We start from the raw sequence: 23,355 nt of genomic DNA, 5'->3' as shown, positions 1-23,355 counted from the left end.
GCAACAGAGTCTAACCGCGTGCTCCACCCGGGGCAGCGCCGGGGAGGCCAGCCCGGGGGGCCGCTGAACGCCTGCCCCCACGAAGCAGCGCCAGGCTCCAGAGCAGCACGGCGGCCACGCCCGGTCCCCCCGAGGAAGCGCCGCAGCCGGTGCCCTTCCCGTCCGCCACGAGCTTCAAGCCCGGGTCCTCCGGGATGCGGCACTGCGTGGGCGGCAGGCCACGCGGGTACGCCGAGCAGAAGCCGGCCGCGGAGCCCGCGTCGATGACGCGCTTGGAGGTCTCGCCCTGGGAGGCGGTGGCCTCCATGGTGGAGCCCGCCGAGAAGACGTGGTCCAGCCCGACGACGTGGCCAATCTCATGCGTCATGGTGTTCTGCACGTCCGTGGCGACGCAGCCGGTGGACGGAGTGCCCGAACACGGAGGGCCATTCACGGTGGTGAAGAGGAAGCTGGGCCCGTAGTCCGTCTCCGCCGCGTTGAGCTCGATGTCCGAGTCCACCACGGAGCCGTCCTTGAAGCTGAACGACGACGTGGTGAGCCCGATGGTGGCGCCCCCGTGCGCCCAGCACTGGTAGACGTTGCCGCACGTCTCCTCCTCCCAGCACGCGTCATTCGGAGGGGCGACGTCCTGGCAGTTGCGCTCGCGGAAGGTGACGACGTTGTAGTTGTCGAAGGGGTGCTCCTGGTCGTAGCCAATCTCGACGGTGCGCGACCAGTCCTCGCCCCGGATGAAGCGGAAGTCGCTGCATGTCGTGGACAGCGCCCGCCACGCGTCGAACGCCGCCTCCATGGCGGCGAACTCCGTGTCCCCGGGCGTGCGCGTGCTGCCGGCCGCGTCCAGGTGGTAGACGTAGTCACGCCCCGGCCACACCAGGCACAGCGGCCGGCCCGGCACGAGCGTGCGCTTGTAGTCCTGCTGCGCGCCCGCCGCTCCCGCGCATAGCAGCACTCCCAGGAGCAGCAGGCGACAGCTCACCGTCCACTCCTCCGGCGGCGCGCCAGCAGCGAGGCCGCGGCCAACAGCGGCAGCACCGCCAGCCCGCCGGCCGCCGCGGTGCAGCCGTCACCATCCCCGTCGCCATCTCCGCTGCCGTTGCCGTTGGAGTTCGTCACCGGGAAGCAGGGCTGGCTCGCGCTGCCCTTGGGGTACGCGGCGCACACGAAGCTGCGCGAACCGGAGTCGATGTTGCGCTTGGACGTCTCGCCCGGAGGGGCGCTGGGGTTCATGGTGGAGCCCGTCGCCAGCGTGTGGTCCAGGCCCACGAAGTGGCCCACCTCATGGGTGGCCGTGTTCTGCACGTCCGTGTCCACGCAGTCCGGCGTGGCCACGATGCCGCACGGCCCGCCGTTGCCGGTGGTGAAGTTGAAGCGCGCGGCGTTGAAGGAGATGTCCGAGTCGTAGACGACGCCCGTGCGCTCGTCGTACGTGGTGAGCGTGATGGCGATGGTGCCGTCGCTGTCATCCCAGCAGTCGTAGGTGTTCGCGCACGTGTCCTGGGTGAAGCAGGCGTCGTTGGCGTCCACGACCTCGCGACAGGCGCGGCCCCGGAAGAGGATGAGGTTGATGTTGTCGCCGTCGCGGCTGTAGCCCACCGTCCGCGAGTTCACGCGCGAGCCCTCCGCCAGCGTCAGGTTGCCGCAGCTGGCGAAGATGTCCTGCCAGCTCTGGAACGAGCGGGTGATGGCGTCGAATTCCGTGTGGTTCGTCACCTTCGGGTTGCCCACGGTGCTCTGCTGCCAGGCGACGCGCGACTGCGTCCAGTACAGACACTGCGTGGCCTCGTCCCCGGGGGACACGCGGCTGCGCACGTACGGCGCGGAGCTCTGTCCCATCACCGCCGCCAGCACCACGAACGACGCGAGCGCGCCCATCACTTCGCCCCCTTCTTCGCCGGCGCCGCCTGCTGCGCCTGCACCGCCGCGCGCACGGAGGCCTTCAGCTCCTCCAGCGTCACCGGCTTCGCGTTGGACACCGTCTCCTGGCGCGTCGTCGGATCAATCAGCACCGCGTCCCCGGTGGACGCCGGCACCGCCATCGCGCCCGGGCCGGTGCGCTTCACCTGGTACTTGCCCTGCGCCATGCCGGCCAACTGGAACGCGGACGCGCCGCGCTTCTCCAGGAAGACGACGACCTCCTCGCCCTCGGAGAAGGACGCCAGCCCCCCCACCACCTGTCCGATGTCCCCCACCCGGCCTCCCGGCTGGGTGACGATGACCGTGCCGCCGGGCTGCCCCTTGAGGGCCTCCGTCACTTGAATCTCCACGTCGGTGACGATGCGGCGCTTGTCCCCGCTCCAGCGGCTCTGCACGCGCCGGACGACCCCCTGCACCACCGCGTCGGACGTCCGCGACATCTGCGGCAGGTCCGTCCGCAGCATCGTGGTGGCCCCCACCGGCAGCCCTCCGAGCAGGGTGGCCAGCACCACCGTGCGAACCGCGTGTCGAATCGACATGGATAGTCTCCTTGGCCGCGCAGCCTAACCCCAAGCGGGCGGCTTGCGTTGACCCTCGTGCACCCGTCCTGCTATCGCGCGCCTGCCCATGGCTCCGTCAAAACCCCGCGTCCGCTTCGCTCCGTCACCTACTGGATACCTCCACATCGGAGGCGCCCGGACGGCGCTCTTCAACTACCTCTACGCGAAGCGCTACGGCGGCACCTTCGTCCTGCGCATGGAAGATACGGATCAGGAGCGCTCCACGCCCGAGTCCGTGAAGGCCATCCTGGACGGGCTCAACTGGCTGGGCCTGGACTGGGACGAGGGCCCCGGCAAGGAGGACCCGAAGTACGGTCCCTACTTCCAGACCCAGCGCCTGGACACGTACCGCAAGCACGCGGACCAGCTCATCGCGGAAGGGAAGGCCTTCCGGTGCTACTGCACCCGAGAGGAGATTTCCCAGCGCCGCGAGGCCGTGGAGAAGGAGAAGGGCCAGGGGTCCTACAAGTACGAGGGCACCTGCCACGACCTGAAGGCCCCGCCCCCCGGCAAGAAGCTGGAGGACGCCGTCATCCGCTTCCGCATGCCCTCCGGCGAGGGCACCGTGTCGTTCAACGACAAGGTGCTGGGCACCATCACCAAGGCGTACTCGGACCTGGATGACTGGGTGATGATGCGCGCGGACGGCATCCCGCTCTACAACTACGGCTGCGTCATCGACGACCACCTGATGGACATCACCCTGGTGTCGCGCGGCCAGGAGCACGTCAACTCCACCTTCCCGCAGTTGATGCTCTACCAGGCGCTGGGGTGGACCCCGCCGGACTTCGCGCACCTGCCGCTCATCCTGGGACCGGACCGCGAGAAGCTCTCCAAGCGCAAGCATCCGGAAGCGGACGTGATGCTGCACAAGCGCACGGGCATCATGCCGGAGGCCCTGCTCAACTTCGTCATCCGCCTGGGCTGGAGCCACGGCAACGACGAGGTCATCAGCCGCGAGCAGATGGTGGAGTGGTTCGACTTCGACGGCGTGGGCAGCACCTCCGGCGTGTGGAACCCGGAGAAGCTCCAGTGGCTCAACCAGCAGTGGTTCAAGCTGCTGCCCCCGGCCGTGGTCGCGGAGCGGCTCGTCCCCTTCCTGGAGGCCCGCGGCTTCCAGGTCAAGGGAGATGCTCGCCTGGAGCCGCTGGTGGTCGCGCTGCGCGAGCGCTCGCGCACCCTGGAGGAGATGGCGAACACCGCGTCCATCTACTTCAAGAGCGGCGTCACCCTGGATGAGAAGGCCGCCGCCAAGCACCTGAGCGGGGACTCGCTCCACGTCCTGCGCCAGGCCCGGGAGAAGCTGGCCGCCCTGCCCGCCTGGACGGTGGAGCCGCTGGACGGCGTGGTGAAGACGGTGAGCGAGGCCGCCCAGGTGGGCATGGGCAAGGTGGCCCAGCCCATCCGCGTGGCCATCACCGGCAACACCACCAGCCCCGGCATCGGTGAGACGCTGCTGCTCGTGGGGCGCGACGAAGCCCTCAAGCGCATCGACGCGGCGCTCGCTCGCGGGACGTGAGATTGGCGGTGGACGCGGGCATCGCCGGGCCCTATCTTGGCCGGCGATGACGCGACCGCTTGACAGCCTGAGACCGCATTTCTATAAGGCGCGCCCGCTCGGGGCGGTGCTGCTGGCCCTCTGGGCAACGGCTTCCGGCGCCGAGTTGGTGAACGGCGCGCAGATTCCGGATGGTGCCCAGAAGGTGGGCGAGAACAGGTACCGGGCTTCGCGAGACTTCGAAGCGACGCTCGACTACTACAAGAACGTCTACCCGACCTCGAGCTACCCGAGGCGGTCGATCGTCAACCAGCCGGGCGTCAAGGCCGTGCACATCTCCAACCCCTCCGGGAAGAACTTCGAGGGGCTGAATATTTACGAAGCGAACGAAGAGGTTCGCATCTACGTCGTCCCGTTGCAGGGGGCGGCGAAGCCGGCGAAGAAGAACGAAGGCAAGCCGGTCAGGAAAACGAAGTAGTTGAAGTCAGCAGCAGAAGTCGGTAGTAGAAGCGCCCGCAACAACGCAGCCCGCAGCACGCAGCGCCTTGGGGAATCGTCTAACGGCAGGACAGCAGACTCTGACTCTGCTTATCTAGGTTCGAATCCTAGTTCCCCAGCTGAAAATCTCCGGTTGACGAAGCAAAACGGAGAATGTAGGAAGCAGCAGCAGAAACGAAGCGGTTGTAGGGAAACAAGCCGGCCCTGTCGTCTAGTGGTTAGGACGGAGCCCTCTCACGGCTCAAACTCGGGTTCGAATCCCGGCAGGGTCACTCAGAAACGCCCACCTTCGGAAACGAAGGTGGGCGTTTCGCTTTGCGGGCCACGGCGAACCGCCCTGCCCTTCCGGCCGGGCCTCCGAGGGTGCCGCGCCCAGGCATCTGGACGCGGCCCGGAGGATTCAGCTCAGTTCGGGGTCGCGATGCTCTGGCGGAAGGCGTCCAGCGCGGCGGTGAGCCGCTGCTGGGCGCGCTGGATGCCCCGGCGCATCAGCAGCATGCGCACCTTCTCCGGCAGGACGCGGGCGGCGTTGGACTGGCCGTAGCCCACCAGGTCCATGCGCAGGGTGATGGCCTCCAGGAGGTCGCTCAGGTCGGCGTCCTCGCCGGCCAGGAGCACCACGTCCGGCGAGCGGCCCTGGAGGCGCTCCGCCAGCGTGTGCCACTGCGGGTCTCCGGTCTCCACCACCACCACGTCCGCGCTCTCCAGCTGGGGCGAGTACGGCGGCAGCTCCACCACCTCGAAGGACGCGTCGCGCAGCACCTTCACGGCCTCGGCGCTGCCCACCACCGCGACGCTGCCGCTGTGGCCCAGGCGCACCGCCTGCTCGTAGTTGCGCAGCTCCGTCTCCAGCGCTTCATGCGCGGGCTCCGGCGCGTCCCGGCCCGCGTCCAGCAGCGCGGCGGCCTGCCGGGCCATCTCCCTGGCACCGTCGCGCGTGCGCACCCGCTCCGAGCGGCGCTCCAGCGCGGCGCGCACCTTGGCGCGCAGCACGCGCAAATCGTCGAAGGGCTTCACGATGTAGTCGCTGGCACCGGCGGCGAACGCGGCGATGACGGACTCGGAGCTGGCGTAGGCGGTGATCATCACCGCCTCCAGCGCGGGCTGCATCCGCCGCGCCTCCGCGATGAGCTCCACCCCGCCCATGCCGGGCAGGTTCTTGTCCGTCACCAGCACGTCGAAGCGCTGGTCCTTCAAGAGGACGAGCGCCTCCTCCGCGCTGCCCACGGGGGAGACGATGAGGTCCGCCTCCCGCCCCAACAGGCGCACGCAGATGTCCAGCACCACCGGCTCGTCATCCACCAGCAGCACCTTCGAGGCGAGCGTCCCCCGCCCTTCCCCTTCACCTTCACCGGTCTCGAACGGGAGATCCATGAATTGGGAGGATCGCACAGCTCTCGTCCAACTTCGAGGGTGGGAAACAGGCACGGCCACTATGCTCTCCCGGTGAGCTTCGAAGACGCGCTGCGGGAGAACCGCGTGCCACCGCGGCTGGGCGACGTGCGGCTGTTCTACGACGGGGGCCGGCTGGTGGGGGAATCCCTACCCCCTGCCTGGACGCTGCGGCTGTTGCCCACGCTCCTCGTGGCCCTGGCCGCCGTGTGCACGGGGGTGGGGCTGCTGCTCGTCCTGGACAAGGCCCGGACGCCGGGCCTCGCGACCCTGCTGCTCGTGCTGGCGGGGGCCCTGGTGGGCGCCGCGCTGATGTTGGAGGCGCGGCTGCGGCGGCGGCGCTTCGTGCTGCACTTCAAGACGGAGTCCCTGCGGCTGGAGACGCTCGCGTGGGCCCCGGGCGCGGCGCGCACGGAGGTGTTCCCCTTCGACGACGTGCGCGCGGTGCACATCATCCAGCCTCCCAAGGGCGGATACGCACTGGTGGTAGAGTACGGTCCGGAAACGGCGCCAAGACGCGCACTCCTGGTGCGGGACGTGCGGGCGCAGGAGAGTGACACCCTCTACCGGGTGTGGCGGCTCCTGCACAACGCGTTCGGGCTCAAGGGAGCGGGGCTCGCTTGAAGGTGAGCTCGATTTCGGTGCCCTCGCCCGGCGTGGACGACAGGCGCAGCTGACCGCCGAACTGCATCACCAGCTCGCGGCAGATGGACAGGCCCAGCCCCGTGCCGATGCCCACGGGCTTCGTGGTGAAGAGCGGCTGGAACACCTTCTCCTGGAGCGCCACGGGGATGCCGCAGCCGTTGTCCGCCACGGTCAGCACCACGTCCTCGTCGCGCGCCTCCCACCGCACGTCGATGCGGCCTGGACGGCCCGTGCCCTCCATGGCCTGCGCCGCGTTGACGATGAGGTTGAGCAGCACCTGGCACAGCTTCACCGGCCCGAAGACGATGCGGATGGGCTCGCCGTTGCTGGTGAGCCGCGCCCGGTCTCGCACCTCCGCTCGCGCCAGCTTCACCGCGAAGGAGACGACCTCCGCCACGTCCGCGGTCGCCTCCATGTCCTCGCCGCGCGCCTGGGCGCGCAGGCCCAGCGCCACCCCGCGCAGGTGGGTGGCGCCCTCGGACAGGTCCTTGATGAGCGACGGCAGGTCCTCGATGGTGGAGGACACCTCCGCGTCCGGATCCGTGGCCAGGTGCCGCGACACGTACTGCACCACCCGCTCCATGTCGCGCTGGAGCGACGACACGTTCTGCGTGAGGTAGCCCACCGGGCCCATCAGCTCGTGCGCGATGCCCGCCGTCACCTGCCCCAGCGTGGCCAGACGCTCGGACTTCATCATCCGGCCTTCCACTTCGCGGATGCGCAGCTCCAGCCGGGCAATCTTGAGCGCGTCTTCCAGCGCCGCCAGCAGCTCCGCGCGGTCCCACGGCTTGACGAAGTAGCGCGTCACCTGGCCGCGGTTCACCGCGTCGATGACGGCCTGCATGTCCGCGTACGCCGTCACCAGCATGCGCCGGGCGTCCGGCGCGATGGTGCGGGCGCGCTCCAGCAGCTCCACGCCCGTCATCCCCGGCATGCGCTGGTCGGACAGCACCACGCCAATCTCCGAGCGCCGCTGCTCCAGGAGCGCCAGGGCCTCGTTGGGGGACGAGCACCGGAAGATGCGAAACCGCTGCCCGAAGTTGGCGTCGAACACCCTCAGGTTGAGGGCGTCGTCGTCCACGTACAGCACGGCGGGCAGGTCCGAGGCGTTCATGGAGCTCCTCCAGACCATGGCTTCCTCATCCGGAAGACAGGCTGGTCGCGCCGAGGATAACGCGCACGTCCGACCGCGCGCCTGGGGGTACGTTGTACCCAGGCCGAAAGCGAACGGCGCGGAACAGCACTCCGCCCCTCAGACGGAGGGGTTCCCGAGCGCGAGAGTCACCGTGTCCACCGACGGGAAACGGCCCCGCGGCAGCGTGCCCAGGAGCGACACCACGTGGGAGGGCGCCTCGTTCTCGCGCGCGACCCAGACCAACTGCTCCGCGGTGAGCGGATACACCGCGCCGCGCAGCGCCTGCTGCAGCGAGTGCGCCAGGGACACCGCCGGAGTCAGGGGAGCCGGTGAAGGCTCCACCTCCCGCAGTCCAAGTCCCAGGCGCTCGCGAGTCATGTCGTCGTTCATTGAGTGAGAAGTTAAGCAGCGAACCCCGCCGCCTGCCGACCTTTTTTCGCCGTCCGAAGGGAGTCAGGCAGGCGGGCGCTCTGCCCCTCCATCCCACCGGGTGGCCGCGCCAGCGTGGGCATCCCACCGTACCGCCACGGAAGTCCTACCCACGCCCCCGACTGGGGGGAGGAGTAACGCACCATGGCGAACAAGAAGAACGAAGACGTGAAGCCGGTGAAGCACGTGGAAGCGACGCGTCCGGAGCCGTGGCCCGGCATCCAGGGCCGCAGCCAGGAGCACGAGGAGGACCTGGAGACGGGCACGCGCCGCGCGGAACAGGCGGGCGTCACCGAGGCCCAGCGCAAGCTGGAGAAGGACGAACCGACGCGGGAGTAGCCCAGGCTATGCCCCGCCCCCGTGCGTGTCACACGGGGGCGGAAGCAGGCGGACCGCTCGACCGCTAGAACAGCAGCCGCGAGGGGTGCTCCAGGAGCCCCTTCAGCTCGCGGAGGTACTCCGCGCCGGTGGCCCCGTCGATGACGCGGTGGTCACCCGACAGCGTCACCGTCATCATCTTGCGAATCGCCAGCTGGCCGTCACGCACCACGGCCTTCTCCGCCACGGCGCCCACCGCGATGATGGCGGACTGGGGCGGGTTGATGACGGCGATGAACTGGTCGATGCCGTACATGCCCAGGTTGCTCACCGTGAGCGAGCCGCCGTTGTACTCGGCCGGCTTCAGGGCGCGCTTGCGGGCGCGCTCCGCCATGTCGCGGGACTCGGCGGAGATGGCTTGCAGGCCCTTGAGGTCCGCGTCGCGGATGATGGGCGTGATCAGCCCATCCTCGATGGCGACCGCGATGCCCACGTCCACGGTGCCGTAGTGCACCACCTGGTCGCCCTGGAGCGACACGTTCATCTTCGGTGAACGCCGCAGCGCGATGGCCGCCGCCTTCACGATGATGTCGTTGACGGACACCTTGAGGTCCAGCGCCTTGGCCTCCTCGCGGATCTTCACCGCGGCGTCCATCTCCACCTCCACCGTGAGGTAGAAGTGCGGCACGCCGGGCTTCACTTCCGACATGCGCTGGCCAATGACCTTGCGCATGGAGGACATGGGCACCGACTGTGGCTCCGGACGCGTGCCGAAGGCGCGAACCTCTGGCTGCGTGGCCTTCTTCGCCGCCGGCGCCTGCGCGGGAGCCTTCGCCAAACCCTGGCCCAGCGCCTGCTCCACGTCGCGCTTCACCACGCGGCCCAGCGGGCCGGTGCCGCGCACCTGGCTGATGTCCAGCCCGCGCTCCTGGGCCATGCGCTTCGCCAGGGGGCTTGCGCGCAGCCGGCCGCCAGCGCCGGAGGCCGGAGCCTGGGGCTCGCGGCGCAGCGGGACGACCTGTCCCCCGGCGGGCGCGGACGGAGCCGCGGCGACAGGGGCCTGCGCAGGAGCCTTCGGAGCGGCCGCCGGAGCGGAGGCCCCGGCCTTGGCGCCCTTGGGCGTGAGGAACGCGATGGGCGCGCCGACCTTGGCCATGTCACCCGCCTGCACCGTGATGCGCGCGAGCGTGCCGTCGTCGTACGCCTCCACCTCGAGGTTGGACTTGTCCGTCTCCACCTCGGCGATGGCATCCCCGGAGGAGACCTTGTCCCCCTCCTTCTTCAGCCACTTGACGATCTTCCCCTCCGTCATCGTCGGGGAGAGGCTGGGCATCAGGATGGCAATCCCCTCGCCCGCGCCGCTGGCGGCGGGAGCCGGGGCCTGCTCGGGAGGCTTCGGGGCGGCGGCGGGAGCGGCGGCCTTGGGGGCCTCCGCCTTCTGCGGCGCGGGGGCCGCAGGCGCACCGCCACCGGTGGCCTTCTCACCCTTGGCGCCGAGGAAGCCGATGGGCGCACCCACCGTGGCGACCTCGCCCTCGGGCACGGCGATTTCAATGAGGTAGCCGTCGTCGAAGGCTTCCACCTCGAGGTTGGACTTGTCGGTCTCCACCTCGGCGATGGCGTCTCCGGAGGAGATCTTGTCTCCCACCTTCTTCAGCCATTTGACGATCTTCCCCTCCTTCATCGTCGGGGAGAGGCTGGGCATCTGGATGGGCGTCGCCATACGCGTTCAGGCTCCCTCGCGGTACAGGACCTTCTTGATGGCGGCGATGATCTTGGGCGCGTCCGGCTGGGTCGCGTTCTCCAGGTTCGCCGCATAGGACATGTTCACATCCAACCCGGTGACGCGCACGACCGGCGCGTCCAGGTCGTCGAACGCCTGGGACTGGATGAGGTCCACCACGGACGCGCCGACACCGGCCAGCGCCCAGCCCTCTTCACAGATGACCGCGCGGTTCGTCTTGCGCACGCTCGCGAGGATGGCCTCCTCGTCCAGGGGGCGCAGGGTGCGCAGGTCGAGCACCTCCACGCTGATGCCTTCCTTCGCCAGGGCCTCCGCGGCCTCCATGCAGAAGTAGTACATCCGGCTCCAGGTGATCAGCGTGACGTCCGTGCCCTCACGCTTCACGTCCGCCTTGCCCAGCGGAACGATGTGCTCACCTTCCGGCACCTCGCCCTTGATGGCGTAGAGGCGCTCGCCCTCGAACATGACCACCGGGTTCTCGTCCCGGATGGCGCTCTTGAGCATGCCCTTGGCGTCCGCCGGGGTCGCCGGGGCAATCACCTTCAGGCCGGGGAAGTGCGCGTAGTTGGCCTCCAGCGCCTGGCTGTGCTGGCTGGAGAGCCGGCCGCCCGCGCCACCCGGGCCGCGGAACACGATGGGGCAGCGCAACTGGCCGCCGCTCATGTGGCGCAGCTTGGCCGCGTTGTTGACGATCTGGTCCATCGCCAGGATGGCGAAGTTCCAGGTCATCATCTCCACCACCGGACGCAGGCCCACCGCCGCAGCGCCCACGGAGAGGCCCGTGAAGCCCAGCTCGCTGATGGGCGCGTCGATGATGCGCGCGCTGCCAAACTTGTCCAGCAGTCCCTGGGACACCTTGAACGCGCCGTTGTAGCGGCCCACTTCCTCGCCAATGAGGAACACATTGGCGTCGCGCTCCATCTCCTCGGCGAGCGCCTGGTTCAACGCTTCGCGATACATCAACTCGGGCATCGTCGGCTCCGAACTCGAATCTCGAAAGGGTAGTGGCTTGGGTGAACGTGAGCGCTAGCGGCTCAGGCCCGCCTTCTTGTCCGCCTGCTCGGCCTCGGCGCGGGGCTCCAGGTCCCAGGTCACCTTCAGCTCCTGGCCCGACGGGTACTTCGGCCAGTTGGTGACCTTCACGCCCAGCACGCGCTCGCGCGGGCGCACGTCCTCCTCGCCCGGCTCCACGATGGTGTCGCGCCACAGCTCGTCCACGCTGGGCTCGGGCGACTCGTCGGCGAACTTCACCGCCGCGTCCACCGCGCGCTTCTCCTCCTCCTCGATGGCCTCGAAGTCCGCGTCGGTGAGCTTGAAGCCCTGCTTCATCGCGAACTCGCGCAGCTTCGGGATGGGGTCGTTCTTGCGCTCGTCCTCCACCTCCTGCTTGGTGCGGTAGTTCGCCGGGTCCGCCATCGAGTGGCCGCGGAAGCGGTACGTGTTCGCCTCCATCAGCACGGGGCCCTTGCCCGCGCGGCAGTACTCGGCGGCGTCCTTCACGGCCTCGTACATCTTGAGGACGTCCATGCCGTCCACCGCCTCACCGCGCATGCCGTACGCGGAGGCGCGCTTGTGGATCTCCGGCACCGCGGACGTGCGCGCGATGGCCGTGCCCATGCCGTAGCGGTTGTTCTCGCAGATGTAGATGACCGGCAGCTTCCACTTCTGCGCCATGTTGAAGGTCTCGTGGAACGAGCCCTGGTTGGCGGCCGCGTCGCCGAAGAAGCACACCGTGACGCGGTCTTCGTTGCGATAGCGGCTGGCGAAGGCCATGCCCGCCGCGAGCGGAATCTGCCCGCCGACGATGCCGTAGCCGCCGTAGAAGTGGTGCTCGATGTCGAAGATGTGCATCGAGCCGCCCTTGCCCTTGCTGTAGCCGGAGCCCCGGCCGAACAGCTCCGCCATGACCATCCCGGCGTCGCTGCCACGCGCCAGCGGCTGGCCGTGGTCGCGGTAGGCGGACAGCATGTAGTCATCCGGGCGGATGGCCTCGTTGCAGCCCACCGCCACGGCCTCCTGGCCGATGTAGAGGTGGCAGAAGCCGGCGATCTTCCCCAGCGTGTACTGCTGGCCGGCCCGCTCCTCGAAGCGGCGCAGGAGGTACATCTTCCGGTACATCGTCAACAACAGGTCCTTCGAGTACGCGCTGGCCACCGCGGCATGCCTCCGTCTGGGCCGCCCCTGAAGACCCGAGGGGGAAGGGCGGCGAACGCCGTGCGCCTCTTAGCGCGCGGCCAAGGGACTTCCAAAGCCTTTCAGAAACCGTCGTCCATCACGCCTTTCTTTCAGGCGCGGTGCGTCACGTCCTCCATGGAGAAATGCGGCACTGACACGATGCCATCCTTCAATTCCACGTCCCGTCCCGAGTGGTCCGTGGCCAGGTGGATGACCGTCGCCTCCGGGAAGCGGTGGCGGTAGTCATTGGCATGTGTGGGTTCATTGTCGAACGCGGCCACCACGGTGCCCATGCGGCCCAGGCGCGCGTGCGCCTCGCGCTTGAAGGCGTCGTCGTTCTCCGCGAGCGTGGGCTTCATGATGAGGTGCACGCGCCCGTCCGCGCCGGGGGGCGTCACCATCCCGCAGCGCGCGAGGCATGACACGGTGCCTTCACGCATCGCTTCATGGCGGCCCGTCAGGTAGACGACCTGCGCGCCGGTGGCGGCCACCGCCTGCGTGAAGGCGGCCGCGCCATCAATCGCCTCGTCGGAGACGCAGTAGTCACTCGTGAAGAAGCGCTCCTGCCAGAAGGCGCGCGCGTCCGCGTAGCGCTGCTCCACCTCCGCGTCCTCCATGCCGCACGCGCGCATGGCGGCGCGCATGTCCCAGCCGGTGTCCCAGTGGCGAGGCTCGCACACGGAGAGCAGGTGCAGGGACCGGGCGTCGCCGTACTCGCGCAGGATGCGCGCTTGGCGGGGCCGGTTGTCGAAGAGGGTGGAGTCCAGGTCGAACGCCAGGACGGCCTGGGGGCCGAGCGAGCGGGCCTTCTCCAGGATGCTCCGGAGTGCCTCGCGCCAGTCCGGCCGCACGCGCTGCTTGAGATCTTCAAATGCCATGGACGCCGGAAGATACATGCCCCCGGCGCGGGGCTGGCCATCAAATCACGCGCCCTGGCGCCACGCGGCCGGCTGGATGGGCACCGACCCCGCGGGCTCCGAGCCCTCCGCCAGGACCTCGGGGGCCCGGGCGAAGTTCTGCATGCGCTGGATGCCGTTGCGGTCCAACACCAGGCGGACCAGCTGCGCGGATTCATGACGCACGCCGTCCTCCATCACCGTGAAGCGGAAGACCAAGTCCACCGGGTAGCGCTTCGCGCCCCGGATGTGGCCCACGGAGAAGTCCTCCAGGTCCACGTACTCCAGCGCGAACTCCGGCTCGTCCATGTCGCGCAGGAAGCGCCCCACGTTCAGCCGGAGGATGTCCGTGACGCCCGTGAGGCCGCGCTCGGAGCGGGGCAACAGGCGCGCGTCCAGCACGATGCGCTTCTGGTAGCGGATGACGGCTTCGGACAGCTCGCCCTGGGACACGGTGAGGAAGTCGTCCTGCAGCCGCAGCGACGACACCGCCCGCGGCACCTTCACCGCCGCGCCATAGTCCACGCGCTCCTCGCACGTGCCAATGGCGCGCGCCGTGACGGGGTCCACCAGGTCCGTGGTGCGGTCGTACAGGTGCGTGGCGGCCACGCGGCTGAACATGCGCCGCAGCCCTTCCTTGATGCGGTCCTTCATCATGTAGCCGACCACGGCCACCAGGAAGAAGTTGAGGCTCACCTGCGTGAAGCGGACCTGCGCCCAGAGCGCCACCGACGTGGCGAAGGCCATGGCCACGCCCGCCGCGATGGCGAACAGCACCTCCTCCCAGCCCTGCCGCCGCTGACGCCGGCGCGAGGACAGGAAGAGCACGTTCATGCAGAACTTCTTCAGGAAGCCCAGCCGCTGCATGTACTCCTCGTTGTCCCCGGTGGGGCTCAACACGGAGCGCAGCCGGTGCTCCTTGCGGTAGGACTCCTCGCGCAGCACCGCCTCCATCAGCCCCTTGCGCAGGGGCAGCCACGGGCCGGTGCGCGGCAGCGCGTCCATGTCCGCCACCGCGCGGCGGAAGAACTGCTCCACCAGCAGGCTCACGTACTCGTCCACCAGCCGCAGCGACGCGCGCGTCTTCTCCTGGAGCTTCGCCTCACCGGTGGCGCGCAGCCACGCGCGGAAGCGCTCCAGCACCACGGGCACGGAGTCCCCCGCCTGCCGCACCACCGCCTCCAGGTCCACCCTGCCCGCCTCGCCCGTCTTGGCGTCACAGCGCGTCTCCACCGTGGTGGCGAACCGGCGCAGCGCGCCGCGCAGCACGCACGAGAAGAGCTTCGCCTGGTAGACGACGTCCGCCTCCGGCGCCACGCCCGCGCGCAGCCACGCCTCCAGCTTCACCAGCGGCGAGCCCTCCGACGACAGCAGCTCCCCCAGCCCCATCACCGGCGTCTTGAAGCGCACGTAGTTGTGGATGTCCGCGTAGAAGTCCGCGCGCGGGTACGTCTCCGCGTCGATGTTCAGGCTCGACGGCAGGAAGAGGTAGGCCTCCACCAGGTAGCGCGTCTCGTCCGCGCCCGTGGGCTGGTACTCGAGCTTGATCTCGAACTGCTTGCGGTCGTGGACGTCGAACCGGCTGTGGAGCGCTTCAGGGACCTGGGACACAAACTCCAGTCTATGTCACAGGCCTGTCACACGGGAGCCACCCTCACTGAAGGATGGAAAAGCGTCCGGGGCGACACACCCGGACGCACTCCCGTGGAGCCTCAACCGTTGGTGCCCGTACGGGAGGACGCGCCCGGCACGGCGCCCGGGACGACGTCGCCCACCGGCAGCGGGGCGGCCCTGGGCTGGGGCTTCGCGTTCCACACCCGCGACGCCAGCACCAGGCCCACGACGGCCAGGGGCAGCATGGCCAGGGGCCACGGCTTCCAGTTGGCGGGGTCCTTCATGGCGTCGCCGGTGGGCAGGATCATCCCGTAGATGAGCGCGTGGATGGCCGTGCCCGCGTACACCGCGCCGTCGATGATGCCCACCACGATGCCCGCGTTCTTCTTGCCGCCGAAGTCCATGGTGGCCGTGCCGGACAGCATGCCGTGCACGCCGATGACGCACAGGGACATGAACACCACGGACCAGCCGGCGCCCACCGTGCCCAGCAGGAACACCGCGCCGACAGCGCCCAGCAGCAGGCCCGCGTAGAGCACCGTGGACACGGGGCCCCGGCGCGAGTCGAAGATGCGGTCGCTGATGACGCCCGCGAACATGCCGCCCAGGATGCCGGCGACGCACGACAGCATGCCCCAGTTGGAGGCCACGAAGCCGCCGGACTCCCCCACCGCCTTGGCGTACTTGGGGAACCACTGCATCACCGCGTTGCGCAGGAAGCCGCTGCAGAACTCCACGCCCAGGATGATGAGGATGACGCGGTTGCTCAAGAGCTTGCCGAACAGCTGCGGCACGGAGAGCGCCGGGCCCGTCTCCCCGCTGGACGCATCCGCCGTGTCGAAGTCCGGGTGGCCCGTCTGCGACGGCGTGTCGCGGATGACGAAGAAGTCCAGCACCAGGAAGGCCAGGAGCAGGCCTGCCGGCACGAAGAACACCCACCACACCGGCGCCGCGTCCGCGATGAAGCGGCACCAGTCGAACGCGAAGTACAGGCCCAGCGAGATGAGGATGCCGAACACGCCGCCCAGCTGGCCGCGCTCGCGCACGTGGAACCACGACGCGTTCACCTTGACGATGGAGACCGCGCCGAAGCTCTGGAAGTACATGTTCACGCTGTAGAGGAACGCAAGCCACGCGACGATGCCGCCCGGCGGGGCCCAGCCGTTCTTCAGCACCGCGTACACCAGGCCGCCCATGGCGATGTTCGCCGCCGCGCTGCCGCCCGCGGACAGCAGGATGGTGAAGCGGCCGCCCAGCTTGTCCGTCAGCGGGCCGTTGAGGAGGAAGGCCACGCCGTACGTCAGCGTCCCCCAGAAGAAGATGGTGGCGAAGTCCGCGTTGGACGTCTGCGCGCCCATGGCGCTGGTCGCCACGTTGACGTTGTAGCGCCCCATGTAGAGGAACGCGTACGTCAGGCCCAGCGGGAACCAGTTGAAGAAGCGGCGGCGGCGGAACGCATCGGTGTGCCCCAGCTCCACCTTCGGCAGCCGTGAGAGCACCAGGCCAATGGCCCCGAGCAGGATGACGATGGGGAGCAGCTGGGCCAGCCACGGGGGCAGCGACGACATGCGACGAACCTCGCCTGCTAAAAGGAAGCGGAACGGGGCAGCACCCTACCCCGTCCGTCGTCACCCCGGAAACAGCAAGCGGCTTTCAGGAAAGCCGGGCGAGCAGCCGCGTGAGGGACACCTCCGTCTTCGCGTCCGCGATGTCCCCGCGCCGGCACGCGTCCAGCACCGCGCTCAAGGGCCGCCACTGCAGGTGGATGCCCTCCTCCAGGGGAGAGCCGTCACCCTCCACCTCGCCCTGCGTCACGCCGGTGACGTCCACCGCGGCCGGGAAGACCTTCTCCGACAGGATGCCCGGCGCGAGGAAGAACGCGCCGCCCAGGAGCTGGATGTCCTCCGGCCGCACCGTGTAGCCCGCCTCCTCCTTCACCTCCTCCGCCGCGCGGCGGCGAAGCCCCTCCTCGCCCTTGTCCGCGGGCTCCAGCAGGCCCGCGACGATTTCCTCCACGCGCAGATGGCTCACCGTGTCAGGCACGGTCATGGACGCGGTCTGCTCGCGGCGGAAGTAGGCCGCGGGGCGCAGGTTCATCCGGGTCAGGACTTCCACGTTTCCATCCGGCGCGCGGCGGTAGATGAGCACCGACACCGCGTCCAACCGGGGCCGGTCCACCACATCCACCCGGTACACCGGAGACGACGAGCCATCCGCGCGCCGGTTGCGGCAGCGCAGCCGACGCACTCGGAGGAAACCTTCGTCACAACGCGCCGTGGCGGAGAAATCCTCGATGATCTCGATGTCAGTCACATTGGAACTGCTGGGACGCATGTCTGCCTGCTCTCCTGATGTCCTGGTAGGTGGAGGTGCCACGGTGGCGTTGCTTGCCCGTGCACCCTTGATCCCGTAGGTTGCGCCGTCCTCAAGTCGTCACTCCCTCAGAATCACGGATCCGCCACGAATGTGTCGCGCACTGCTCGGCCTCTTCTGTGCCTGCGCCCTGGCCCTCGCCTCGTGCATGCCTGTGCTGGAAGGCCAGGATTACCACCTTGAAGGTCAGGAGGTGCGGCTTACCCTCCTCCATACCTCTGACATCCACTCGCGGCTCGTCCCGTACGACTTCACGCCGCTGAAGACGGACCAGGACCTGGAGCTCATCCCGGAAGCCGGTCCCTTTGGCGGTGCCACGCGCATCGCGTCCATCCTCAAGCGCGAGCGCGCCAAGGGCGACCGCATCCTGCACCTGGACTCCGGTGACTGCTTCCAGGGCGCCCCCATCTTCAACGTGAACACGGGCGAGGCGGAGTTCCGCTTCCTCTCCGAGTCCCGTCTGGACGCCGCCGTGGTGGGCAACCACGAGTTCGACGCGGGCGCCCTCAACTTCGTCCAGAAGGCGCGCAACTTCGCCAACTTCCCGCTGCTGGCCGCCAACTACTACTGGGACGACCCCAAGACGACCGGCACCAACGGCGCCTCCATGGTGACCAACCCCTACACCATCCGGACGGTGAAGGGCCTGCGGGTGGGCGTCATCGGCATGGCGAACATCTCCTCGCTCAACTCCATCGTGGAGGGCGGCAACAGCCTGCAGGTGACGCCGCTGGAGCAGAACGAGGCCGCGCGCTCCTACGTGGAGCTGCTGCGCCCGGTGACGGACCTGATTGTCATCGTCAGCCACCTGGGCCTCACCGAGGACCAGGATCTCATCCAGGGTTATGAGGCCTATTACGAGTACGGCCGCGCGAAGCCCTTCATCAACCGCGCGCACGACGCGTGGAAGGTGCTGGAGTGGTTCGGGCCGGAAGGCAACGACAAGTCGGTGGTGCGCGTGCACATCGCGGGCGTCAACGGCATGGACGTGGTGCTGGGCGGCCACCTGCACGTGGTGCTCAACCCGCCGCAGCTGGTGACGGACCCCTCCGGCCGCAAGGTCGTGCTGTCGCACTCGGGCGCGTTCGCCAAGTACGTGGGCCGCCTGGAGCTGGTCGTGAAGATGCCCAACCAGCGGGGCGAGGAGAACGGCGCCGAGGTCATCAGCCAAGACTACCACGCGTTCCCGGTGGACGGCCTCTGGTGCAACGAGGCGATGCGCAAGTACCGCTTCGACGACAACATCTTCTGGGACCCGGGCGAGTTCATCAACGCGCCGGGCGTGCGCGAGGCCATGGCGGAGTGCGGCCGTCAGGAGGACGCGCAGACGACGGACCTGCTCATCCCGTACCTGCTGGGCATGGACGTGAAGCTGCAGCTCACCTCCATCTTCTCCTACGCGCCGCTGGACGTGCAGCGCCGCAACAACTCCAACGGCGGTGACAGCCCGCTGGGCAACATCGCCGCGGACTCCATGCGCAAGCGCAACCGCGTGGAGGCGGAGATGGCGCTCACCAACTCCCTGGGCATCCGCGACAACCTCTACGCGGGCGTGGTGACGCAGGAGGCGATGTTCAACGTGTTCCCGTTCGAGAACACCATCAACATCATGTACCTGTCCGGCGTGGAGATGCAGGAGATGTTCGACTTCGTCACCGAGCGCTCCGCGGAGCGCGGGTGCGTGAGCCAGGCGCAGATCTCCGGCGCCCGCTTCACCATGGACTGCGCCCAGGTGCAGCTCAACGACCTGCGCATCGCGTGCACGCCGGCCACGGTGTCCACGGACTGCCCCCAGGACAACCGCGAGGGCCACGCTCCCTGGACCTGCCTGGAGGACACCGCCGGTTCGCGCTGCTGGGCGCACCCGGGCATCAACATCGAGATCAACGGCCGGCCGCTGGACACCAACGGCACCTACAAGGTCGCGGTGAACGACTACATCGCCAAGGGCGGCTCCGGCTTCACGGTGCTCAAGCGCAACACCACGCGCATCGAGACGGGCATCAGCCTGCGCGACTCGCTCATCGGCTACATGCAGGGCTTCTGCAACTGCGACGACCTGCTCAACGGCCGGGAGACGTCCAGCAACGGCACGCGCTGCGGCTCGCTGGTCAACGGCCAGTGGACGGTGGACGAGAAGACGCTGAACTCCTGCAAGGTGTCCAAGGCCTTCGAGGAAGGGCTCGACAAGACCGTGGGCAGCTGCTCGTGCCGCGACCTGCTCAAGGTGACCGACGACGCCAAGGAGCAGCCGGCGGCCATGGCCCGGTGCGGCCTGCCGGACACGACGAAGCAGGCGGCCGTGGAGCAGTGCGCGCTGCCGCAGGGGCCCTACACCGGCCGCTGCACCTGCCGCGACCTGCTGGTGGGCGGCAACCCCACCTGCGGCAACGTGACGAGCCAGCTGCGTTCCTTCTGTGAGAAGCCCACAGCCATGCCCATCGCGAGCGCCATCGAGGATGGCCGCATCGGGCGGAGGGTGAAGTGATGAAGAGACTCTTCCTGCTGTCCACGCTGGCCCTGGCGGCCGGCTGCTACACGAAGGAGTCCGAGGCGCCCACCGGACTCACGTCCTTCCGCGTGGAGGTGACGAGCATCACCACCGGCGGTTCCGCCGCGACGCTGCTGCCGGTGGTGAACGCCTGCGCGGCGAAGTACGGCAACGACCAGGCGGCGGTGCCGCTCGACGTGCGCGGCACCACGGACTGCCCCTACACCCTGCCCCGCTCGGACGTGGACATCGGCCTGTCCATCACCGCGCTGGACGGCACCGGCGGGGAGATGACGTCCTTCAACGGGCCGGTGTCCTTCCGGGTCATCCCGGGCGACCTCACCGGTGAGTACGGCCAGCGCTGGACGCAGCTGACCAACGGCAAGGGCACCGGCACCGTGCGCGTGGCCCACCTGTACGGCGAGACGCACGTCTGGGTGCAGGACCAGGACCTGGAGCTCGTCTACGCGGACGGCGGCGTCGTGGGCGACCTGGCCCAGCTGCCCCAGGAGCCGGCCACGCGCACCCTCGCGACCGGCCTGTCCCCGGGCATCCGCTTCGAGGAGCCCTCGCTCTCAACCATCAACCTGCCCGAGGGCGGCTCGGAGACGAGCGTCTTCGTCAAGCAGTTCATGCGCGTGGGCCGCAACCCGGAGTCCGGCGAGCCGCTGACGCAGAACTGCGACCCGTCCGACCCCAACAACGGCAAGCAGATGATGCTGCTGGTGACGGGCACGGACTCCAGCGGCTTCTACGTCACGGACATGACGGCCTGCCGCGTGGCGGAGAAGAGCGTCACGGGCGCGAACGTGCAGACCGCGGAGCCGGACGGCTTCAACCCGGGCCGCTTCAACAGCATCTACATCTACAACTACTCCTTCCCGGAGGGGCTGGACTCCGGCGACCTGCTCTGGACGCTGTCCGGCACGGTGGCGGAGTTCACCAACACCACGCAGATGAGCTTCCCCGCCTGGACGCTGCGGGAGAACGTGCGCCTCTTGCCGCAGGACCAGTGGAACAAGTACCTGGACCAGGTGCCGCCCGTGGAGATCAACGGCCGGCTGTGCGGCTACAGCGGCTCGCCGTACCTGGACGACATCCTGTGCGGCTACAGCTACAAGAACTACAAGATGGAGAGCCTGGAGTCCTCGCTGGTGAAGCTGCGCCGGGTGAAGTTCCCCAAGGTGTTCCGCAACTGCGACGCCAACGGCAACAACGACATGCCCATGTTCTGCCCGGTGGGCAGCAGCGCGTCGCGCACCTGGCAGAACTGCTTCGAGGAGCCGCCGGATGATCCGGACCTGCCGGAGCGCAAGTGCGTCATCGACTGCACGCTGGGCATTGGCGAGTACGCCGGCACCATCTGCGCGGAGAAGACGACGTACACGAACTTCGGCCAGTTCGTGGTGGAGATGAACGCCACCGGCCCCGCGTCCATGGGCATGGACGAGTCCGTCCCCAACCGCATCATGAACGTCAACGTGGGCACCACGGCCGTGCGGCCGGACAAGGCGCTGCCGCTGGGCTACCGGATGAACATCATCTGCACCCAGCCGGTGCACGCGCGCTTCGGCCCGGTGAGCGTGACGGCGGACCAGACGGACACGCTCATCCCGGCGAACACCCGCTACGAGTACACGCTGAAGGACTCCGAGGTCACGGTCGCGCTGGTGCGCGACGCCGCCGCCACGGCCAACGCCGCGTGCAAGGTCGCCCCGGACACGCGCTCGCGCATCAGCCTTCAGATCAAGGACGCGGTGCCGGACCTGAACCCGGACTGCAACGAGAACGACCCCGACGCGGCGAAGGCGCTCCAGTGCAAGCAGCTGCGGGCGGCCACCTTCGACGTCGTGGGGCACCTGAAGCACGTGGGTCCGGCGCGTCCGCGCTGGAACGTCCTGCCGCGAGACCAGGACGACCTGTGCTGCTACCCCGGGCCCGGGATGGAGTGCCCGAAGCCCATCAAGCCGTGCCCGTAATCGCCATTCACCTTTGAGCAGTCGCATTGAGCGCCCCGGTGAAGAGCCGGGGCGCAGGGAGGAGCGGTCTCCCCCGGACCGCTTCCTGGAGGGACATTGAAAACGTTGCAGACGCTGGCCCTGGCGGGCCTCACAACCCTTTCCGCGCCCGCTTGGGCCGGGGACTTCGTGGACACCCGTTTGTCGTTCGTCTTCGCGGACGACAACGTGCTGGCGGGCGCGGGAGAGACGACTCCTAACAGCCCCAACGCGCGCTTTGGCGCGGGTAACCAGAACACGCAGTTCTACGACAACTTCAACACGCGGTTCTCCGGCTTCGAGTCCCTGTCGAACGTCGTGCTCTACAAGCGCATGCCGGCGTTCTTCGAGGGCCTCACCACGGAGGCGGCCCTCACGCTGCTGGTGCTGGAGCGCCCGTCCGGCGGTGTCGACATCTTCGACAACTCCAGCTACGTGCGCCTGAACTACCAGCCGCCGGGCTGGGGTGAGAAGGAAGGCATCTCGCTCACCGGCTTCCCGGTGTCCGCGGACCGCTTCCGTCTGGGCTACGCGTACCGCATCTCCTGGGGCGGTAGCTCCATCTTCACCAACCGCGCCACCGCGTCCGGTGTGCCGGGCGCCAAGTTCCAGGTGACGCGGGACCGCTGGTACGCGTACGTGGGCGGCAAGACGGCGCTGGTGCTCAACGACCTCATCCTGGAGCAGGAGACGCTCTACGGCGTGATGGCCGGCGCGGGCTGGGACATCCTGGAGACGCTGCGCGTGGAGGCCGGCGGCGGCTACTTCCAGAAGGGCATCGTCCCGGGCCTGGCGAACCAGTCCATCGAGGCGGGCGTCAACTCGGCCGGCGTGTCCGGGCAGGTCGTCTACCACGTGGGCGTGCCGGTGGGCACGAGCGTGGACTTCCGGCTCTACAAGAACGACCCGGAAATCTACCAGCGCTTCTTCGCGCCGGAGACGTACCCGGGTGGCCTGTCGTACTCCCTCTCGCTGGAGGGCAGCTACCTCACGCAGACCCTGCAGGACCCGGACAAGTTCGGCGCCACCAAGCCCCAGGGCGCCGTGGCGCTCGCCTTCCAGGGCCGCGCGAAGCTCAACCGCTTCCGCTTCAACGCGCTGGCGCTGGTGCGCAGCCTGTCCTTCATCCAGTTCGACGTGCCGGGCTTCCCGCCGTTCCAGGACTTCCCCACGGGCACGGAGCTGAAGCCGGAAGTCTTCGGCGCGGTGGGCGTGGACTACAACATCGAGAAGCTGCACCTGACGCCGGGCTTCATCATCGGCGCGCAGCAGCCGGCGTCCTTCCGCAGCCCGGTCCCGCTCGTGGGCGGCAGCAACCCGCCCCCCAGCCTCACCGGCACGCGCACGGTCGTGGTGCGTGACGCCAACCAGCTGAGCATCCTGCCCAGCACCTGCGGCGGCTCCAACGCCTGCGAGGCGGAGCTCATCTGGTCCGCCAAGGCCACCTTCCGGTGGGACCTGTCGGAGACGGTCGCGGCCGTGGGTGAGGTCTACTACACGTACGACACCAACCGGACCACGTTCGAGGACGACGTGACGGGCATCGCGCAGCCGAACTTCGAGAAGCCGCACGCGCTGGGCTTCAACACGCTGCTGCAGGCGCGCTTCTAGAAAGCCGCCTTCGCCCTCTTTCGGGCAGCATCGCGGGGCCCGCCGTGTTTCACGGCGGGCCCTTC

At 68.8% G+C, this 23,355-nt stretch carries 20 protein-coding genes and 2 tRNA genes; 9 read left to right on the top strand and 13 right to left on the bottom strand.

Translation table 11 applies throughout. The features are described 5' to 3' along the window. Positions 1 to 10: 10 nt before the first annotated feature. The 3 genes from JYJ93_RS16425 to JYJ93_RS16415 are packed head-to-tail and all read right to left on the bottom strand — an operon-like array spanning position 11 to position 2,453. A complete protein-coding gene (locus tag JYJ93_RS16425) occupies positions 11 to 976 on the bottom strand; it encodes a myxosortase-dependent metalloprotease, MXAN_2677/MXAN_2678 family (RefSeq protein WP_206792386.1) in 966 nt (321 codons plus the stop codon). Then, positions 973 to 1,872 (bottom strand): myxosortase-dependent metalloprotease, MXAN_2677/MXAN_2678 family, encoded by a 900-nt coding sequence (locus JYJ93_RS16420; protein WP_206792384.1) that lies wholly within the window; start codon positions 1,870 to 1,872, stop codon positions 973 to 975. The genes JYJ93_RS16425 and JYJ93_RS16420 overlap by 4 nt, the downstream gene beginning before the upstream one ends. Then, positions 1,872 to 2,453: a hypothetical protein gene (locus JYJ93_RS16415; protein ID WP_206792382.1), complete on the bottom strand. Its 582-nt coding sequence runs from the start codon at positions 2,451 to 2,453 to the stop codon at positions 1,872 to 1,874. The genes JYJ93_RS16420 and JYJ93_RS16415 overlap by 1 nt, the downstream gene beginning before the upstream one ends. Before the next feature lie 88 nt (positions 2,454 to 2,541). Here JYJ93_RS16415 and gltX point away from each other — a divergent pair, with 88 nt between their 5' ends. The 4 genes from gltX to JYJ93_RS16395 all read left to right on the top strand — a co-directional run bounded on the left by gltX (position 2,542) and on the right by JYJ93_RS16395 (position 4,742). After that, complete coding sequence (gltX, locus tag JYJ93_RS16410; protein ID WP_206792380.1) at positions 2,542 to 3,993, top strand: glutamate--tRNA ligase; 1,452 nt, start codon at positions 2,542 to 2,544, stop codon at positions 3,991 to 3,993. Between the two features lie 46 nt (positions 3,994 to 4,039). Beyond that, positions 4,040 to 4,450, top strand: a complete 411-nt coding sequence (locus tag JYJ93_RS16405) for a hypothetical protein (RefSeq protein ID WP_014398160.1) — start codon at positions 4,040 to 4,042, stop codon at positions 4,448 to 4,450. A 68-nt stretch (positions 4,451 to 4,518) separates the two neighbouring features. Continuing rightward, a tRNA-Gln gene (locus JYJ93_RS16400) sits at positions 4,519 to 4,589 on the top strand. Between the two features lie 81 nt (positions 4,590 to 4,670). Then, positions 4,671 to 4,742, top strand: a tRNA-Glu gene (locus JYJ93_RS16395). Positions 4,743 to 4,875: 133 nt separating this feature from the next. Here the strand turns inward: JYJ93_RS16395 and JYJ93_RS16390 are convergent. Further along, positions 4,876 to 5,844 (bottom strand): response regulator, encoded by a 969-nt coding sequence (locus JYJ93_RS16390; protein WP_206792378.1) that lies wholly within the window; start codon positions 5,842 to 5,844, stop codon positions 4,876 to 4,878. Between the two features lie 72 nt (positions 5,845 to 5,916). Here JYJ93_RS16390 and JYJ93_RS16385 point away from each other — a divergent pair, with 72 nt between their 5' ends. Continuing rightward, positions 5,917 to 6,486, top strand: a complete 570-nt coding sequence (locus tag JYJ93_RS16385) for a hypothetical protein (RefSeq protein ID WP_269012531.1) — start codon at positions 5,917 to 5,919, stop codon at positions 6,484 to 6,486. Here the strand turns inward: JYJ93_RS16385 and JYJ93_RS16380 are convergent. Next, the gene (locus JYJ93_RS16380; RefSeq protein ID WP_206792374.1) at positions 6,464 to 7,621 is read right to left on the bottom strand and encodes a hybrid sensor histidine kinase/response regulator; all 1,158 of its coding nucleotides are present in this window, start codon (positions 7,619 to 7,621) and stop codon (positions 6,464 to 6,466) included. The two genes, JYJ93_RS16385 and JYJ93_RS16380, sit on opposite strands and share 23 nt — an antisense overlap. Before the next feature lie 138 nt (positions 7,622 to 7,759). Then, positions 7,760 to 8,020 carry a DUF2795 domain-containing protein gene (locus tag JYJ93_RS16375; protein WP_242543830.1) on the bottom strand — a complete coding sequence of 87 codons (261 nt, stop codon included), beginning with the start codon at positions 8,018 to 8,020 and terminating at the stop codon, positions 7,760 to 7,762. A 195-nt stretch (positions 8,021 to 8,215) separates the two neighbouring features. Between JYJ93_RS16375 and JYJ93_RS16370 the strand changes: the two genes are divergently transcribed. Then, a complete protein-coding gene (locus tag JYJ93_RS16370; protein ID WP_206792370.1) occupies positions 8,216 to 8,410 on the top strand; it encodes a hypothetical protein in 195 nt (64 codons plus the stop codon). A gap of 64 nt (positions 8,411 to 8,474) precedes the next feature. Here the strand turns inward: JYJ93_RS16370 and JYJ93_RS16365 are convergent, their stop codons facing one another. From JYJ93_RS16365 to JYJ93_RS16335, 7 genes are all read right to left on the bottom strand, one after another. Next, complete coding sequence (locus JYJ93_RS16365) at positions 8,475 to 10,112, bottom strand: pyruvate dehydrogenase complex dihydrolipoamide acetyltransferase (RefSeq protein ID WP_206792368.1); 1,638 nt, start codon at positions 10,110 to 10,112, stop codon at positions 8,475 to 8,477. Between the two features lie 6 nt (positions 10,113 to 10,118). Then, on the bottom strand, positions 10,119 to 11,105 hold the full coding sequence (locus JYJ93_RS16360) for a pyruvate dehydrogenase complex E1 component subunit beta (protein WP_014398167.1): 987 nt from the start codon (positions 11,103 to 11,105) through the stop codon (positions 10,119 to 10,121). Between the two features lie 54 nt (positions 11,106 to 11,159). Then, positions 11,160 to 12,287, bottom strand: a complete 1,128-nt coding sequence (gene pdhA, locus JYJ93_RS16355; protein ID WP_171414388.1) for a pyruvate dehydrogenase (acetyl-transferring) E1 component subunit alpha — start codon at positions 12,285 to 12,287, stop codon at positions 11,160 to 11,162. Positions 12,288 to 12,418: 131 nt separating this feature from the next. Beyond that, positions 12,419 to 13,186: a hypothetical protein gene (locus JYJ93_RS16350; RefSeq protein WP_206792366.1), complete on the bottom strand. Its 768-nt coding sequence runs from the start codon at positions 13,184 to 13,186 to the stop codon at positions 12,419 to 12,421. Between the two features lie 45 nt (positions 13,187 to 13,231). Continuing rightward, positions 13,232 to 14,815, bottom strand: coding sequence for a hypothetical protein (locus JYJ93_RS16345; RefSeq protein WP_206792364.1), 1,584 nt, complete (start codon positions 14,813 to 14,815; stop codon positions 13,232 to 13,234). A 101-nt stretch (positions 14,816 to 14,916) separates the two neighbouring features. After that, positions 14,917 to 16,386 carry an MFS transporter gene (locus JYJ93_RS16340; protein WP_206792362.1) on the bottom strand — a complete coding sequence of 490 codons (1,470 nt, stop codon included), beginning with the start codon at positions 16,384 to 16,386 and terminating at the stop codon, positions 14,917 to 14,919. Positions 16,387 to 16,471: 85 nt separating this feature from the next. Beyond that, complete coding sequence (locus JYJ93_RS16335; protein ID WP_206792360.1) at positions 16,472 to 17,152, bottom strand: NUDIX hydrolase; 681 nt, start codon at positions 17,150 to 17,152, stop codon at positions 16,472 to 16,474. 232 nt (positions 17,153 to 17,384) lie between these two features. Between JYJ93_RS16335 and JYJ93_RS16330 the strand changes: the two genes are divergently transcribed. From JYJ93_RS16330 to JYJ93_RS16320, 3 genes are all read left to right on the top strand, one after another. Beyond that, positions 17,385 to 19,679 carry a bifunctional UDP-sugar hydrolase/5'-nucleotidase gene (locus JYJ93_RS16330; RefSeq protein ID WP_269012533.1) on the top strand — a complete coding sequence of 765 codons (2,295 nt, stop codon included), beginning with the start codon at positions 17,385 to 17,387 and terminating at the stop codon, positions 19,677 to 19,679. Further along, positions 19,679 to 21,661, top strand: a complete 1,983-nt coding sequence (locus JYJ93_RS16325) for a hypothetical protein (protein WP_206792355.1) — start codon at positions 19,679 to 19,681, stop codon at positions 21,659 to 21,661. Before JYJ93_RS16330 ends, JYJ93_RS16325 begins: the two co-directional genes overlap by 1 nt. A 96-nt stretch (positions 21,662 to 21,757) precedes the next feature. Then, positions 21,758 to 23,290, top strand: coding sequence for a hypothetical protein (locus tag JYJ93_RS16320; protein WP_206792353.1), 1,533 nt, complete (start codon positions 21,758 to 21,760; stop codon positions 23,288 to 23,290). The last annotated feature ends 65 nt before the right edge of the window (positions 23,291 to 23,355 follow it).

The organism is Corallococcus sp. NCSPR001, from assembly GCF_017309135.1.
Taxonomy (GTDB): domain Bacteria; phylum Myxococcota; class Myxococcia; order Myxococcales; family Myxococcaceae; genus Corallococcus.
Note: the sequence above shows the minus strand (reverse complement) of the source record. Positions and strands in the feature narration are given on the sequence as shown.